This is a genomic window from Aestuariimicrobium sp. T2.26MG-19.2B (assembly GCF_950101875.1).
Classification (GTDB): domain Bacteria; phylum Actinomycetota; class Actinomycetes; order Propionibacteriales; family Propionibacteriaceae; genus Aestuariimicrobium; species Aestuariimicrobium kwangyangense.
The window spans coordinates 1,992,113-2,008,901 of record NZ_CATNLW010000001.1 but is presented as its reverse complement, the minus strand read 5'-3'; the positions used below and the strand labels follow the sequence as shown (position 1 = coordinate 2,008,901).

Here is a 16,789-nt window from a genome sequence, read left to right as displayed (position 1 = left end):
GGCACCCGGTGCCAGGGCTCAGCCGACGACATCGCGGTGGGCGGCCACGTGGTCGAGGTCATCGGGTCCGAAGGCCTGCGGCAGCACTTGGTCCAAGGTCCAGACACCGCGTGGGGTGTCCATCAGCAACTCGCGGCCACCGTGCTCGAACAGCAGCTGGCGACAACGTCCACACGGCATCAGTGGTTCCCCGAACGCGTTCACGCAGGCGAACGCGACGAGCCGACCGCCTCCCCCTGCGACCAGGTCACTGACGAGTCCGCACTCGGCGCACAGGGTCATCCCATAGCCGGCGTTCTCGACATTGCATCCCTCGACGACGCGGCCGTCGTCCACGAGCGCCGCGGCGCCCACCGGGAAGTTCGAGTAGGGGGCATAGGCCCGCGCAGCCATGTCCTTGGCCCTCGCGCGGAGCCCGTCCCAGTCGATCCTGTCAGCCCAGTCGATCTCGTCAGCCCGGTCGATGTCGGCAGCCCGGTCGATCCTGTCAGCCATCTCGGTGTCGTCAGCCATGTCAGGCCTTCACGTAGGGGACGCCGTCCGAGGCGGGTGCACGCACCCTGCCCACCAACCCGGCGACCGCGATGATCGTGGCGAAGTACGGCAGCAGGATCAGCCACTGGGAGTTGATGGGCGTGCCCAGGGTCTGCACCTGCGACCCCAACTGCTGCAGGAAGCCGAAGAACAGGGCCATGCAGGCGGCCAGGATCGGCTTCCACCGGCCCATGATCACAGCCGCCAACGCGATGAAGCCGTTGCCGACGGTGATGTCGTCGTTGAACAGCCCCGTCGAGGCCGGGAAGAACGCCCCGCCCAGACCGGCGAAGACTCCGCCGACGAGCACGGCTGACCAGCGGGTCGCCGTGACCGAGATGCCGACGGTGTCGGCTGCCTGCGGGTGTTCCCCGACGGCCCGGACCCGCAGCCCCCACTTGGTGCGGTACAGCAGGAACGAGACCACCGCGACGCTCACGAACGCCAGGTAGACCAGCCAGGTCTGACGGAACAGCACCTCGCCGAGGAAGGGGATGTCGCTGAGCACCGGGATCGGGATGCGCTCCATCAGGGGTGCCTCATTGAGCTGGGGCTTGGGCGCCATGATCGCCTTGAACAGGAAGGCCGTCAGCCCGCTGGCGAACAGGTTGATCACCACCCCGATCACCACCTGGTCAACGATGTACTTGATGGTGAACAGCGCCAGAACCGCGGCCATCAGCACACCGGCGAGAACGGCGCCGACCAGCATCGCGGTGACTGACTTCGTGACGGCACCGACCAGGGTGGCGGTGAAGGCGGCGGTCAGCATCTGGCCCTCGATGGCCACGTTGACCACCCCCGAGCGCTCGCACAGCACACCCGCGAGGGCACCGAAGACCAGCGGTGTCGCGAACACCAGGGTGCCGGCCAACTGGTTCGAGACCTGGAAGGGCAGCGGACGACCCGCAGCCGCCCAGGTGATGAAACCGATCACGAGCGCCGTGGCTGCTCCTGCGCCAGCCACGCCGCGGACCCACCCCGGGAGGCGACGTCCGAACAGGAAGGCGAGCGCCGCCGCCAGCATGACCACCGTCGCCACCACCACCAGGGGGACCCCTGGCAGCACGATGTCGGGCAGGCGCTCGGCCTGGGGCACCAGGGCGTCCGAGAGGGCGAAGGTGGCCTTGCCGTGGGTGGCGAAGATGAGGCGCAGGAGCACCAGACCCATCAGCGCAAGCAGCACCCCGGTCGACAGCCGCGCGGTGCGGTTCTCGCGCGACTCGGTGGTGGCCAGGTGCACCTCCTGGGCCGCAGCGATCTGGTCGGTGGGGGCATCCGCCGTCGGTTCGTTGAGCACCGAGGTCACGGTCATCTCCTGGGGGGCCTGCTGCGGGGTGACGATCTGCGGTGGGGTGCTGTCCCGGTCAGGGGCCGGCACGTCGCCGGGCACCTCGTCCGGGCGGGGAAGGCGGGGGTTGCTCATCACGCCAACCCTCCCGAGGAGGCGACGGCTGGCACGGCCCGACGGGCGCGCCGGGCCCTGAGGAAGGGCAGCAGGGTGCGGACCAGCATGGGAGTCGCCACGAACATCACGACGAGCGCCTGCAGCACGGTGGTGAGCTCCTTGGGGGTGCCTGTGCCCTGCATCACCAGGCCACCGGCGTGCAGGGCGCCGAACAGGAGTCCCGCGAAGACGGTGCCCAGCGGACGGGAGCGTCCCAACAGGGCCACGGTGATGGCGTCGAAGCCGATGGTGCCGACCAGCCCTGCCGTCAGCGGGGTCGGGGTGGCGCCCGACATGGGACCGAGCGCCACCTGCACCCCGGCGAGCCCGGCGAGGGCCCCCGAGAGTGCCATCGTGACCATGGTGGTGTTCGCGACGCTCATGCCGGCGGTGGCCGAGGCGCTGGGGTTGGACCCGACAGCCCGGATGCGGAACCCGAGGCTGGTGCGCTCGATCACGAGCCAGACCACGAAGGCCGCCACCAGCGCCAGCAGGAAGCCCAGGTGCAGTTGCGTGCCTGCGATCCTGGGGAAGGTGGCGTTCCAGGCCACCACGGGGGCGATCGGGTCGGCGCGGTCGGGGCGTCGGAAGAGGGCCTGGGTGAGCGCGAACGACAACAGTCCACCGGCGATGTAGTTCATCATGATGGTGACGATCACCTCGTGGGCCCCGGTGCGTGCCTTGAGGAAGCCGACGAAGCCGCCCCAGATGCCCCCGGCCACCACACCGGCGAGGATCGCCAGCGGAAGGTGCACCACGAGCGGCAGCCCCGTCAGCTTGAAACCGACCAGGGCGCCGAACATCGCGCCCATGATGGCCTGCCCCTGGCCGCCGATGTTGAACAGTCCGGCGCGGAAGGCCAGCCCCACGCCGAGACCGGCGCAGATGAGCGGCGCCGACTGGGCCATGGTGTTCGTGATCGGACCGATCCCGCCGAAGGCGCCGCGGAACAGTGCCCCGTACGAGGTCGAGATCTTGTCGAAGCTGGCTGTGAGGGCGTCGCCGGGGCGTGCGAAGAAGTAGGTGAACTTCTGCTGCACCTCGGTGTCGGCAATGACCATCAGCACGGCGCCGATCACGAAGGCCAGCAGCAGGGCGAACACCGTGACGGTGATCTCCGACCAGTCGACGCGCGCCAGCCGCACAGGACGACGGGCGGTCCGATCGGGGGTTGGGGACTCGGTCATGCGTCCTCCTGGTTGGGGTCGGCGGGTGTGGCGCGGGTTGCCGCCACGGCCTCGTCGTGGGGGATGCCGGCCATCATCAGGCCGAGCACGTCGCGGGGTGTACCGGCCGGGACGATGCCGACGATGCGTCCCTTGTTCATGACTGCGATGCGGTCGGCCAGCGACTCGACCTCCTCGAGTTCGGTCGAGACGATCACCACTGCCGTGCCACCGTCCCGTTCCTCGACGATGCGCTTGTGCAGGAACTCGATGGCGCCGACGTCAACACCGCGGGTGGGCTGGCTGGCGACCAGCAGGCTCAGCGGCCGCGACAGTTCCCTGGCCAGCACCACCTTCTGCTGGTTGCCTCCCGACAAGGAGTTCACCGGCAGGCTGATCGACTGGGTGCGGATGTCGAACTCCTGCACCTTCTGCTCGGCGTTGGCCGAGATTCGTCCGAGGTCGAGCATGCCGCCCCGGGAGAACTCCTCGATCTGGTTGAGCACCAGGTTCTCGGCGACCGAGAAGGTGCCGACGAAACCGTCGTGCTGCCGGTCCTCGGGGACGAAGCCGACCCCCGCACGCAGCACCTCCTTGGGCTTGAGCCGGGTCAGGGAGCGTCCGTCGAGGGTGACCTCACCGTGCAGCACCGGCAACAACCCCAGCAGCACCTCGGCCAGTTCGGTCTGGCCGTTGCCCTGCACCCCGGCGATGCAGACGATCTCGCCGCCCTTGACCTCGAAGCTGGCGTCGTCGACGACCACGGTGCCGGCGTCGTCGGCCACCGAGATGTGGTCGACCACCAGCCGGGTGTCACCGAGCCTGGGTGCCTGTTTGGCCACCTTGAGGCTGACCGATCGTCCGACCATCAGTTCGGCCAGTTCCTGCTCGCTGGCATCGCGGGGCGGCTGCCCCACCACGGCACCACGGCGGATGACGGTGATGTCATCGGCGATGGCACGCACCTCGCGCAACTTGTGGGTGATGAAGACGATGGCCCGACCCTCGTCGCGCAACGAGGTCATCACGGCCATCAACTCGTCGATCTCCTGGGGTGTCAGCACGGCGGTGGGCTCGTCGAAGATCAGGTACTTGGCATCGTTGGCCAAGGCCTTGAGGATCTCGACGCGCTGCTGCACCCCGACGGGCAGGTTCTCGATCACCGAGTCGGGTGAGACCGCCATGTTGTAGCGCTCGGAGAGTTCGATGACGGTGCGTCGGGCGCTGCGCATGTCGAGGGTGCCGAAGGGTCCCTGTTCCCGACCCAGCACCAGGTTCTCGGCCACGGTGAACACGTCAACCAGCATGAAGTGCTGGTGCACCATACCGATGCCGGCGGCCATCGACTGCTTGGGGTTGGCGAACTTCTGGGGCGTGCCGTCGATGAAGATCTCGCCCTCGTCGGGGTCGAGCAGCCCGTAGAGCTGGTTCATCAGCGTCGACTTGCCGGCGCCGTTCTCACCCAGCAGGCAGTGGATCCGCCCAGGCACGATGTCGAGGTCGATGCCGTCGTTGGCCGTCAACGACCCGAACCGCTTCGTGATGCCACGCAGGCTCAGCCCCTGGGGGGCCGGAGCCTGGTGGGACGGAGCTTGGTGGGACGGGGCCGGCTGGGCCTGCTGGGACGACACTGGCTCGTTCACGGTCGCATCCTTCCACACGTTGACTCTGGGTCTGGGGTGCCGGGGGTGACAAACGGGAGGGGCCCACGAGGGACCCCTCCCGTCTGAACGTGCCGGTCACTGCCCCGTCACGTGAACTGTTCGCTCACCGGGGCGAGTGGGTCACTTGGGCTGGGCGGCCGAGGTGATCTTGATGGTGCCCGCCTCGATGTCGCTCTTGATCTTCTCGAGCTCCGACTTGGTCTCGGCCGAGACCTGTCCGTCGAAGTCGTGGAAGGGGGCCAGACCGGTGCCGGCGTTGGCCAGGGTGCCGACGTAGGGATCGGAGGAGAACGAACCCTCCTGGGCAGCCTTGATGGTGTCGAAGACCGCCACGTCCATGCCCTTGTAGACCGAGCTCACGATGCTCTTGCAGAAGTTCGCGGCGGAGACGCAACCGTCGGTGTCGACCCAGATCGCGTTGACCTGACCATTGCTCGACTGGGCCACCTGCAGGGCTCCCTGACCGGCCGGTCCGGCGACGGGGAACAGGATGTCGGCGCCCTGCGAAACCAGGTTGGTCGCAGTGGTCTTGCCGCCGGCGATGTTGTCGAACGGGTTGGGCTCGGGCACGAACTGGCCGTCCTGCTTGGCGGCGTCCCAGCCGAGTACCTGCACGCTCTTGTTCTTCTGCTTGTTGTAGTACTCCACACCCTGGGCGAAGCCGTCCATGAAGATCGTCACGGTTGGGATCTTCATGCCACCGAAGGTGCCGACCTTGCCCGACTTGGTCTGCGCGGCGGCCAGGTAGCCCGCCATGAACGACGACTCGGCGGTGTTGAAGACCAGAGCCTTGAAGTTCTTCAGGCCGGCAGCACCGGCCGGATTGTCGTCGACGATCGCGAACTTGATGTCGGGGTTCGCCTTGGCGGCGGCAACGGTCGCGTCCGAGAGCAGGAATCCGACGGTGACGATGACATTGCACTTCTGGTCGATCATCGTCTGGATGTTGGTCGCGAAGTCCTTGGCGTCGGTCGACTCGACCTGCCCGGTCTGGATGCCCAGATCTGCCTTGGCCTTGGTCAGCCCGGCGTAGGAGGTCTGGTTGAACGACTTGTCGTCGAAGCCACCCGAGTCCGAGACCATGCAGGCCTTGAAGTCGGCATTGGCGGCCGAGGTGCTGGTCGAGGCCGACGCCGAGGACGAGGCGCTCGACGAGGTCGAGCCGCTGGCCGAGGGCGTGGACGACGGGGCCTGCGCACAGGCCGTCAGGGTGAGGGCGGAAGCAGCCAGGATGGCTGAGACCGAGAGCAACGACTTCTTCACAGGGGGTTCCTCCGGGACAGGATGAGCAGGTCTGACTCGACGATGAGCGTGGCCAGCGTAACCCGCTGTTCTTCCCATGGCGAACCGCGGTCCCTCATATGCGTGACACCGTTACTGACGCGTGATCGAGGTCCGGTTCGAGGGAATGGCGAGCAGCACCAGAATGGCAACGGCGGCACCCAACAACGTCTCCCAGCCACGGTCGACGATCAATGCGTTGACCGGCACTTCATGGGCCAACTGCCCCATGGAAAGAGCCAGGGGTGTGATGAAGACGCAGGCGAGTGCATAGTTGCGTCCGACCAACACCTCGGTGACCCATTGAAGCGCGGCGATCACCACCACCAGCCAGACCCCCCGCGGGTGCACTCCCAGCACGGCGGCGGCGAGCACCAGTCCGACCAGGGTGCCGATCACCCGGTGCACACCACGCACCAGCCGCGCGGCCAGGTCGGGACCGCCAAGGGCCGCACACGCGGCCACCATCGCCCAGTAGGGATGGGTGCCACCCACCAGCGTCGCGATCGTGCCCGCAAGGCTGGTGGCCAGCACGAACCTGAGCAGGTGCCGGAGGGCGTCCTCGGGAGTCAGGGCCCTCGTGAAGTGTGGACGCGGGATCCGCGGTCGACCGAGCCTGCCGCCGACGGCGGCGCCCACCTGCCCGACGACGAGCGAGAAGGCGACGGTGCTGGCACACACCACCAGCGCCACCGGGGCACGGGACGCGCCGACCCCGGTCGAGGCGCAGACGGCCAGTCCGAAGAGCATGAACAGGGGCCCCGGTGGGTGCCACCTGACCGCGTCACCGAGCAGGGATCCCGCGAACGAGACGACGGACCCGAGCACCACCACCCACCACTCCACGTGGGGAAGCCCCGAGATGAGCACCCCCGACACGACGGCCGCGCACAAGGATGCGCCGGCCCACAGTTGCTGGCCGAAGCGGTCGCGGTCGAGCACCGTGCGCCCGTAGAGCGAGGTGAGCGCGCCGAAGGACACCCAGGGAGCCCAGTCCAGGCGCCCCAGCCAGACGACGACGAGCAGGGGCACGACGACAGAGACGGCCGCACGCGTGGCGACCAGGTGGTCAGCCCGCGCGGGGTTGACCCGCAGCGCCTGCCTGCCCAGTTCGCTCGCCCTCACCACGAGCAGTCACCCTACCCGCGGGCCTGTTCCCCGGCCCGGGGTGCACACCTCAGCTGACCTGGCGGACGAGGGCCTCGGCTGCATCGAGGATCCAGGTGGTCTCCCGCCACCAGTCCGGCTCCTGCCCCCGGTACGGTCCGGTCGCCAGCGAGATGATGACGGCTGCCGAACGCAGCCTCAGCTCGACCGGGTCGACCCGCTCGTCGAAGACCGGCACCCACCGTCGGATCAGCGCATGGACGGTCGCCTTCTGCTCGGGGTTCATGCGTTGCACGGTCGACAGATGCGCCACCAGGCAGGCGAGGTCATCGGCCCGGCGCCCGGGGCCGATCGTGTCGATGTCGAGCATGCCCGAGGGAACCCCGTCGCGGACGAACACCTGACCCTCGTGGAAGTCGCCATGGGTCGCCTCGTTCCCCACCTCGATCGGGTCGAGTCCCTCATGGATGCGGGCGCACATCCATGCGAGCCGGGGGCCCTGGTCGGCCATGGCCGCCGTGATCACCCCGGCGTAGTGGTCCACCGCATCCGACCACGGCGGGCGCCGCTCGAGCGCGGCCACCGACGAGGGCATCGAGTCGAGCAGGTCGATCAGCGCCTCCGCCGTGCACGGCGGGGCCGGGTCGAAGATCGCCTTGGCCAAGGGACGGCCCGGGAGTTCGTCCAGCACCAGGATGTGGTCGTCGGTGGCCACCCGGACGACGGGTGAGGGCACACCGGCGTCGAGCAGCAGCCGGTGCCGGTGGAGGGTCTCGGCGAACGCGCGTGCCTTCTGCACCTTCACGTAGAACGTCGTCCTGGGGTCCGCGATCGCGCACCGGAGCACCGCCCGACGGCGGGGGCGGTAGCCGATCATCGCGAGACTGATCTGACCCGAGCTGATGGGGCGGTCGAGCAGCCCCTCATCGTTGATCAGTTCGGCCATCCGCTCGGGATAGGCGGCCCGTTGCAGTCCCGGCAACTCGGGGTCGGCGGGATACACCCACGCGGCCACCTCACGTCCGTCGATGGTGAACAGCAGGGCACGTTCGTCCCCGCTCCCCCGGCCCCCGGTGCGAGCGGACACCCCGATCAGCTCTTCACGCTCGCCGTAGGGCCAGTGCACCTGGGCGACATAGGTGGCCGTGGTCGACAGTCCGGGGTTGGAGTCGACATGGTCCATCGACCATTCCCCCAGGTGGCCGCCCGCCCGCTCGACGACCGCCTGCAGCAGGGCCCCGATCCGGTCCGAGGTCAGCAGCAGCGAGCCGTCGGCGTCGTCAGTCGCCCTCATCCGCCGTCTCCACCGGCGGGGGCGGGGTGCCGTGCACGCGCAACCAGCTGGCTCGGCGTCCGTCGAGGTCGGCGACCTCGAAGTCGAAGCTCATCACCTCGGGCCGGTCACCGGGGGCACCGTCGGAGCGCTCGAGTTCCACCGAGAAGGTGTCCCCCACCTCGGGCACCTTGCCCAGTTGTGACATGACGTAGCCCGCGACCGTGTCATAGGGCCCCTCAGGCAGCACGTAGCCGGCCCTCTCCTCGAACTCACCCAAGGTGGTCAGCCCGTCGAGGTCGCGCAGTTGTGCGTGGGCCAGGTCCTCGTCGGCGACCACGTCGTACTCGTCGGTGATGTCGCCGATCAGTTCCTCGACGAGGTCCTCGAGGGTGACGATGCCCGCGGTGCCGCCGTACTCGTCGAGCACGATGGCCAGATGGGCGCCCTCGCGGCGCATGTCGGTGAGCGCGCGCAACACCTTGACAGTGTCGGGCAGGCTCACGACGGGACGCACCAGTTGCCGCACGGGGGCCGAACGGGTGGCCGGGTCGAGGTCCATGAGGTCGCGCACGTGCAGGAAGCCGGCGATGCGGTCGGTCGAGCCGTCCGACACCGGGTACCGGGAGTGCGGGGCGCCCTGCACCTCGCGGATGGCGCGGTAGGCGGGCATGTCACCGGGGAGGAAGTCCACCTCGGTGCGGGGCACCATCACCTCACGAAGGGAGCGTTCCCCGGCGTCGAAGACCTCGTCCACGATGTGTCGTTCCTCGTCGCCCAGGGTGGCCGAACTCGACACCATCTGACGCAACTCCTCGTCGGTCACCTCTTCCTTGCCGGCGTTGGGGTCACCACCGAGCACCCGGACGACGACATCGGTCGACTTGCCGAGGAACCAGATCAACGGCCTCGAGATACGCGCGATGCCGTCGACCATGGGCGCCAGGGAGAGGGCGAAACCCTCGGCCCGCTGCATCGCCAGCCGCTTCGCGGTCAGCTCCGAGAGCACGATCGAGAAGTAGCTGATCGCCACGGTGATCAGCACCAGGGCAACCGTGCCGGCGATGGAATCGGGCACCCCGATCCGCACCAGTTGGGGAGCGAGCGAGCTGGCCAGGGTGGCACCGCCGAACGAGGCGGAGAGGAACCCGGCCAGGGTGACACCGATCTGCACCGACGACAGGAAACGGTTGGGGTTCTGGGTGAGGCGCTGGATGGCCGCCCCGCGCTTGCCGCGCGACGACATCTGCTTCACCTGGCTCTCGCGCAGGCTGACCAGGGCCATCTCGGCGGCGGCGAAGATGCCGCCGATCAGGATGAAGACGAAGATCAGGGCGATGTTGCTGAGGGTCTGGGTCACGAACTCTCCCGGGCGATGGTTCGCCCAGCCTAACGGACCCCGCGGGGAGCCCATCCGGATGGACGGACCCACCCCTGCCACCCGGGTCCCCTCGCCCGGGGTTCACGGGCAAGGGGTGCCGGGTGAGGCAGACGGGGTCGGTCTCAGCCGATGACTACAGCCCGATGATGGAGTTGAGGGTGGACGACGGCCGCATCGCCGCCTGCACCTTCTGCTCGTCGGGGTGGTAGTAGCCGCCGATGTCGACGGGGTGCCCCTGCACGCCGATCAGTTCGGCGTTGATGGTCTCCTCGTTGTCGGCCAGGGCCTGGGCGATCGGCGCGAAGCGCTGCCTGAGTTCGGGGTCGGCGTCCTGCTCGGCCACCGCCCTGGCCCAGTAGCTGGCCAGGTAGTAGTGGGACCCACGGTTGTCGATCTGTCCCACCCGCCGAGCCGGCGAACGGTTCTCGTCCAGGAAGGTGCCGATCGCACGGTCGAGGGCATCGGCGAGCACCTGGGCCTTCGGATTGCCCGCCGCGGCGAGGTGTTCCAGTGCTGCCCCGAGCGCCGAGAACTCGCCCAGCGAGTCCCAGCGCAGGTAGTTCTCGGCGACGAACTGCTGCACGTGCTTGGGGGCCGAACCCCCCGCCCCGGTCTCGAACAGGCCACCACCGGCCAGCAGCGGCACGATCGACAGCATCTTGGCCGAGGTGCCCAGTTCGAGGATCGGGAACAGGTCGGTCAGGTAGTCACGCAGCACGTTCCCCGTGACCGAGATCGCGTCCTTCCCCTCGCGGATGCGGGCCAGGCAGAAGGTGATGGCCTCGACCGGAGCCATGATCTGCAGGTCGAGCCCCTCGGTGTCGTGGTCGGCCAGGTAGGTCTTCACCTTGGCGATCAGGTTCGCGTCGTGGGCGCGGGCGGCGTCGAGGTAGAACACGGCCGGCGCCCCCGTGGCCCGTGCCCGGCTCACCGCCAGCTTGACCCAGTCCTGCACCGGGATGTCGCGCACCCGGCTCATCCGCCAGATGTCACCTGCCTCGACCTCGTGCTCCATCACCACGGTGTCCCCGTCGAGCACCTGCACACGGCCGGCCTCCGGGATGACGAACGTGGTCGGGTGGGAGCCGTACTCCTCAGCCTTCTGCGCCATCAGTCCGACGTTGGGCACCGACCCGATGGTCGCCGGGTCGAGGGCGCCGTTGCGCTTGTGTTCGGCGATGACGGCCTCGTACATGGGGCCGTAGCTGCGGTCGGGCACCATGGCGAGGGTCTGCTGCTGCCCGCCCTTGGCGTCCCACATCTGGCCCGAGTCGCGGATGACCACGGGCAACGACGCGTCGATGATCACGTCCGAGGGCACGTGCAGGTTGGTGATCCCCTTGTCGGAGTCGACCATGGCCAGAGCGGGTCGCTCGGCGTAGAGGGCATCGATGTCGGCGCGGATCTGGTCGGCGGTCGCCTGGTCGAGTTGCGGGAGCTTGGCGTAGAGGTCGCCGATTCCCTGGTTGGGGTTGAACCCGATCTGGGCGATGGCGGCGGCGTGCCGGGTCAGTACCGGTTCGTAGAACACGCTGACGGCGTGGCCGAACATCACCGGGTCGGACACCTTCATCATGGTGGCCTTCAGGTGCAGCGACAGCAGCAGGCCCTCGGACTTCGCCTTCTCGATCTGGGCAGCGTAGAAGGCGCGCAGCCGCGCGGCCGACATGAAGGTGGCGTCGACGATCTCGCCGTCGAGGGTGGGTACGGCGTCCTTCAGCACGACGGTTCCGTCTGCGGTCTGCAGCACGATGCTCAGCGTGGTGGCGCGCTCGGTGACCACCGACTGCTCATGGCCGTAGAAGTCGCCGTCGGCCATCGACACCACCGAGGCGCGGTTGGCGGGGGTCCACGGTCCGAGGCGGTGGGGGTGCTTGCGGGCGAAGTTCTTGACCGAGGCGGGTGCCCGACGATCGGAGTTGCCCTCGCGCAGCACCGGGTTGACGGCCGAGCCCAGCACCTTGGCGTAGCGGGCGGCGGTGTCGGCCTCGTCCGCGGTGGTGGGGTTCTCGGGGAAGTCGGGCACGTCGAAGCCCTGTGACTGCAGTTCGGCGATGGCCGCCTTCAGCTGGGGCACGGAGGCCGAGATGTTCGGCAGCTTGATGATGGTGGCCTCGGGCTTCAGCGTGAGAGCGCCCAGTTCGGCCAGGTTGTCGGCCACCTGCTGCCCGGCGGCGAGTCGCTCGGGGAACTGCGCGAGGATGCGACCCGCCAGTGAGATGTCGGAGGTCACCACCTCGATGCCGCTCCCGGCGAGGAAGCTCTGCACGATGGGCAGGAACGAGTGGGTGGCGAGGGCGGGCGCCTCGTCGATCTTGGTCCAGTGGATGGTCTGCGTCATCGCTGCTCCTCACGAGGTGGACGGACGCGCTCGACGGCACGCCGCTGTTCGAGTTCCACGCTATCGGATGGCTCCGACGCGACCGGGCGGGGCCTCACGGTCGGACGGATGAGCGAAGGAGGACGCTCAGGCCTCCACCTCGTAGGGTGCCTGCATGACCCTCACCGTGCTGCAAGACGTGCGTCCCTGGGGTGGCCCGGCCACCGATCTGTACTTCGAGGACGGACGAGTCGTGCCTCCCCCGAACGACCAGGCGGTGGGCGAGATCGGGGAACGAATCGACGGCCGCGGCCGGATCGCGCTCCCCTCGTTCGCCGATGTGCATGTGCACCTGTGCTCCACCCGGTGGGGCCTGCCCTTCCGCCCCCACACCGCGCCGCCCAGTCTGATGGGTCACATCGAGGCCGACCGGCAGGGCTGGCGGCAGGACGCCCCGATCGCTGTCAAGGCCACCGCCATGCTGGGACGGATGATCTCGCGTGGCACCACGAAGGTGCGTTCCTATGCGCAGATCGACACCCATGCGGGGCTCGAGAGGCTCGAGGGCGTGCTGGCGGCCAAGGAGCACCACTCCGCCCTGGCCGATGTGACCGTGATGGCCTTCCCACAGTCGGGGATCATGATCGACCCGGGCACCGAGTCACTGCTCGACGACGCACTGCGGCAGGGACTGGTCGACGTCGTCGGCGGCATCGATCCCTGCGCGGTCGACCGCGACCCCAAGGGTCACCTCGACGTCGTCTTCGGGCTTGCCGAGAGATACGGCAAGCCCGTGGACCTGCACGTCCACGAGACCGGCACCATGGGCGCGTTCTCGTGGGACCTCATCTTCGAACGCACCCGAGCACTCGGCATGCAGGGTCAGGTGACGATCTCGCACGCCATGGCCCTGGGCACGAACAGCCCCGAGGTCGAGGACCGGCTGTTCGCCCAGCTGGTCGAGCTCGACGTGGCCATCGCCACCGTGGCGCCGCGCGGGTCCCGCCCGCTTCCCTACCGCAGGTTGCTCGCGGAGGGCGTGCGCGTCGGTCTGGGCGAGGACGGCATGCGCGACTACTGGTCGCCCTACGGCGACGGTGACCACTGGAACCGGCTGTTCCAACTGTGCTGGCAGCACAACCTGAAGACCGACGAGGAACTGCGTGCCGCGGCCTTCACCGCCACGGTCGGCGGACGACAGGTGATCGACCCGAGCTTGGCACGGGTCGACCCGCTGGTCGGCACCCCGGGACTCGAGATCGGGGACGAGGCCGACCTGGTGCTCGTCGAGGGCGAGACCCTCAGCTCCGCCGTCGTCGACCATCGTCCCTCCCGGGTGCTCATCCGCGCCGGGCGCGTCGTCGTGGACGTCGACCAGGACGACCCCACGTTCAGTGTGTGAGGCCGCCGGCCCGACGCCCGGCGCCCACGGTTCGGGGACAGGAGTCGGCAGGGTCGCCTCGCCCTAGAGTGGGCGCCATGCCACAGACCGATGCCCTGCACCACTGGGTGCTCACCTTCTCGTGCGTCGACCGCCCCGGGATCGTGCACGCCGTCTCGGGTGCGTGCGTGGCGGCGTCCGGCAACATCACCGAGCTCCAGCAGTTCTCGAGCACCGACACCGGCCACTTCTTCCTGCGCCTTGAGGTCGAGACGGCGCTCGACGGCGCGGAGTTCGAGGACCGGATGCGCCCCGTGGCCGAGCAGTTCGCGGCCGAGTTCGAGGTCGTGGAGCGCGGGCGGAAACTGCGTACCCTCGTGCTGGCCACCAGGGCCGCCCACTGCGTCAACGACCTGCTCGCACGGGAGCGTTCGGGGCAGTTGCCGATCGAGGTGCCGCGGGTGCTGGCCAACCACGGGGATCTTGCCGACCTGGCCGGGTTCTACGGTGTCCCGTTCGAGGCGCACACCGTCACCGCCGAGACCAAGGCCGCGTTCGAGGGCAGGGTCCGAGAACTCGTCGAGGCCGATGACATCGAGTTGGTGGTGCTGGCTCGTTACATGCAGATCCTCTCTCCCGAACTGTGCGCCTTCCTGGGTGGTCGGGCCATCAACATCCACCATTCCTTCCTCCCCGGCTTCAAGGGCGCCAATCCCTATCGGCAGGCGCACGCGCGGGGGGTGAAGCTGATCGGGGCCACCGCACACTTCGTCACCTCAGACCTGGACGAGGGTCCGATCATCGAGCAGAACGTCGTCCGCGTGGACCACACCCGAACCGTGGCCCAGCTGGTGGCCATCGGTCAGGACGAGGAGTCACGCACCCTGACCAGCGCGGTCCAGCTGTTCGCGGAGCGAAGGGTCTTCCTCGACGGGGTCCGCACCGTCATCTTCCGGTGAGGCATCTTCCGGTGAGGCATCTTCCGGTGAGCACCTCCCGGTAGGCATTTCCGCTGACACAGGTGGGGACGCATCTTCAGCTGAAGGTGGCGGCGTGTGGTACCCGGGGTATGCAACCGCTGGCCTAGGGTGGGCGCGACGAACGCTGAGGTTCGTCCCGTCCTGGGCAACGAGGCCCACGGCGGCCACGTGGTCCTGTGACCCAAGGCCTGAGGAGCTCCATGTCGACTCCAACCAACCCCTCACCACCCATCGAACCCGACCAGACCCGCGGGGCGGCGGCCTTCCACGAGGTGCAGCAGTCGGCAGAATTCGGTGAATTGCGCTCCCGTTTCCGTCGGTTCGCGTTCCCCTTGTCGATCGCATTCCTGGTCTGGTACTTCCTCTACGTCTTGCTGAGCACCTATGCCGTCGACTTCATGAACACCAAGGTGTTCGGACTGGTCAACCTCGGCATCATTCTTGGACTGCTCCAGTTCGTGAGCACGTTCACGATCACCTGGCTCTACATCCGCCACGCCAACCGCAACCTCGACCCGATCGCGGCCAAGCTGCGTGCCGACCTGGAAGGGCGCATCTGATGCCTGTTCCCACTCCCCTGTTGCTGACCCCCCTCGAGGGCGTCAAGCTCGGCAATTCCGCACTCAACATCGCCATCTTCGCCGTGTTCGTGGTGGTCACCCTCACCATCGTCATCCGGGTCTCCCGAGGAGGTCGCAAGAAGGCCTCGGACTTCTACACCGGCGGCGCCCAGTTCTCGGGACGCCAGAACGGTCTGGCCATCGCGGGTGACTACCTGTCGGCGGCATCCTTCCTGGGCATCGTCGGTGCGGTCGCCCTGTCGGGCTATGACGGTCTGCTCTACTCGATCGGCTTCCTGGTGGCGTGGCTCGTGGCGCTGCTGCTGGTTGCCGAACCACTGCGCAACACCGGCCGCTACACGATGGCCGACGTGCTCAGTTTCCGGGTGCGCCAGCGACCGGTGCGCATGGCGGCCGCCATCTCGACCCTGGCCGTCTCGTTCTTCTACCTGCTTGCCCAGATGGCCGGCGCCGGCGGCCTGGTGTCGCTGCTGCTCGGAGTCACCTCTCCCCTCATGCAGGACCTGGTGATCGTCGTCGTGGGCGTGCTGATGATCGCCTACGTGCTGATCGGTGGCATGAAGGGCACCACCTGGGTGCAGATGATCAAGGCGATCCTGCTGATCTCGGGCGCAGCCATCATGACCGTGTGGGTGTTGGGCAAGTCCGGGTTCAACCTCTCGCACCTGATCGGGCTTGCCAACGACAAGTCCGCCGCCGACTCCGGGACGGCAGTCGACCTGTCGGTGCCCATGCACAAGTACGGCAAGTCGTCCACCTCGAAGTTGGCGTTCGTGTCGCTGTCGATCGCCCTCGTCTTCGGCACCGCGGGTCTGCCGCACGTGCTGATGCGCTTCTACACCGTGCCCACGGCCAAGGAGGCCCGCCGTTCCGTCTCGTGGGCGATCGGTCTGATCGGGGCCTTCTACCTGTTCACGTTCGTGCTGGGCTACGGCGCCTCATGGCTCGTGGGGGCGAAGACGATCGGCGAACTGCCCGGCAAGGCCAACGCGGCAGCGCCCGCACTGGCGTTCTGGTTGCCGGGGCAGGGCGTGGGTGGCACCGTCTTCCTGGCACTGATCTCCGGAGTGGCCTTCGCCACCATCCTTGCCGTCGTGGCCGGGTTGGCGATCACCGCCTCGGCATCGTTCGCCCATGACATCTACAACTCGGTGATCAAGCGTGGCCTCGCCGACGGCGCGACCGAGGTGCGCGTGGCCCGCTACACGGTGATCGTGATCGGAGTGCTGGCCATCATCGGCGGTATCGCCGCGAAGAGCCAGAACATCGCCTTCCTGGTCTCGCTGGCCTTCGCCGTGGCGGCGTCCGCCAACCTTCCCTCGATCCTGTTCTCGCTGTACTGGCGCAGATTCAACACCCAGGGATCGCTGTGGTCGATCTACGGCGGGCTGGTGAGCGCACTGGTGCTCATCGTCTTCTCACCGGCCGTGTCGGGTGCCCCCACGTCGATGTTCCCCGATGCCGACTTCGCCTGGTTCCCGCTCGACAACCCGGCCATCGTGTCGGTGCCGCTCGGATTCCTCCTCGGCATCCTGGGAACGCTGCTGTCGAAGGAGCAACCCAACCTCGACAAGCAGGCCGAGATGGAGGTCCGCTCCATGACCGGAGCCGGCGCCGAGGGGGCCATCGCCCACTGATGAAGACAACCCCCGACCCACCGGGACGACCCCGACC

Annotated in this window: 13 protein-coding genes; 4 read left to right on the top strand and 9 right to left on the bottom strand. The window is 68.2% G+C overall.

Annotation, left to right across the window (positions count from 1 at the left end; all coding sequences use genetic code 11):
• Positions 1–18 precede the first annotated feature (18 nt).
• From QQZ11_RS08895 to QQZ11_RS08855, 9 genes are all read right to left on the bottom strand, one after another.
• On the bottom strand, positions 19–513 hold the full coding sequence (locus QQZ11_RS08895) for a cytidine deaminase (protein ID WP_342395070.1): 495 nt from the start codon (positions 511–513) through the stop codon (positions 19–21).
• Between the two features lies 1 nt (position 514).
• Complete coding sequence (locus QQZ11_RS08890) at positions 515–1,849, bottom strand: ABC transporter permease (RefSeq protein ID WP_446698843.1); 1,335 nt, start codon at positions 1,847–1,849, stop codon at positions 515–517.
• Positions 1,850–1,959: 110 nt separating this feature from the next.
• The gene (locus QQZ11_RS08885) at positions 1,960–3,168 is read right to left on the bottom strand and encodes an ABC transporter permease (protein WP_342395068.1); all 1,209 of its coding nucleotides are present in this window, start codon (positions 3,166–3,168) and stop codon (positions 1,960–1,962) included.
• A complete protein-coding gene (locus QQZ11_RS08880) occupies positions 3,165–4,778 on the bottom strand; it encodes an ABC transporter ATP-binding protein (protein ID WP_284550203.1) in 1,614 nt (537 codons plus the stop codon). Before QQZ11_RS08880 ends, QQZ11_RS08885 begins: the two co-directional genes overlap by 4 nt.
• A gap of 153 nt (positions 4,779–4,931) precedes the next feature.
• Entirely contained in the window at positions 4,932–6,074 is a 1,143-nt protein-coding gene (locus QQZ11_RS08875) for a BMP family lipoprotein (RefSeq protein WP_284549918.1), read from the bottom strand.
• A 111-nt stretch (positions 6,075–6,185) separates the two neighbouring features.
• Positions 6,186–7,217, bottom strand: coding sequence for an FUSC family protein (locus QQZ11_RS08870; RefSeq protein WP_284549917.1), 1,032 nt, complete (start codon positions 7,215–7,217; stop codon positions 6,186–6,188).
• 52 nt (positions 7,218–7,269) lie between these two features.
• A complete protein-coding gene (locus tag QQZ11_RS08865) occupies positions 7,270–8,493 on the bottom strand; it encodes a phosphotransferase (protein ID WP_022910780.1) in 1,224 nt (407 codons plus the stop codon).
• A complete protein-coding gene (locus QQZ11_RS08860) occupies positions 8,480–9,832 on the bottom strand; it encodes a hemolysin family protein (protein WP_022910779.1) in 1,353 nt (450 codons plus the stop codon). The genes QQZ11_RS08865 and QQZ11_RS08860 overlap by 14 nt, the downstream gene beginning before the upstream one ends.
• Before the next feature lie 154 nt (positions 9,833–9,986).
• On the bottom strand, positions 9,987–12,194 hold the full coding sequence (locus tag QQZ11_RS08855) for an NADP-dependent isocitrate dehydrogenase (protein WP_284549915.1): 2,208 nt from the start codon (positions 12,192–12,194) through the stop codon (positions 9,987–9,989).
• A gap of 154 nt (positions 12,195–12,348) precedes the next feature.
• On the opposite strand from QQZ11_RS08855, the gene QQZ11_RS08850 reads away from it, so the two are divergent.
• The 4 genes from QQZ11_RS08850 to QQZ11_RS08835 all read left to right on the top strand — a co-directional run bounded on the left by QQZ11_RS08850 (position 12,349) and on the right by QQZ11_RS08835 (position 16,752).
• A complete protein-coding gene (locus QQZ11_RS08850; RefSeq protein ID WP_284549914.1) occupies positions 12,349–13,575 on the top strand; it encodes an amidohydrolase family protein in 1,227 nt (408 codons plus the stop codon).
• 77 nt (positions 13,576–13,652) lie between these two features.
• Positions 13,653–14,513 (top strand): formyltetrahydrofolate deformylase, encoded by an 861-nt coding sequence (locus QQZ11_RS08845; protein WP_284549913.1) that lies wholly within the window; start codon positions 13,653–13,655, stop codon positions 14,511–14,513.
• A 221-nt stretch (positions 14,514–14,734) separates the two neighbouring features.
• Positions 14,735–15,094, top strand: a complete 360-nt coding sequence (locus QQZ11_RS08840) for a DUF485 domain-containing protein (protein ID WP_022910775.1) — start codon at positions 14,735–14,737, stop codon at positions 15,092–15,094.
• Entirely contained in the window at positions 15,094–16,752 is a 1,659-nt protein-coding gene (locus tag QQZ11_RS08835; RefSeq protein ID WP_284549911.1) for a solute symporter family protein, read from the top strand. Before QQZ11_RS08840 ends, QQZ11_RS08835 begins: the two co-directional genes overlap by 1 nt.
• Positions 16,753–16,789: the final 37 nt, after the last annotated feature.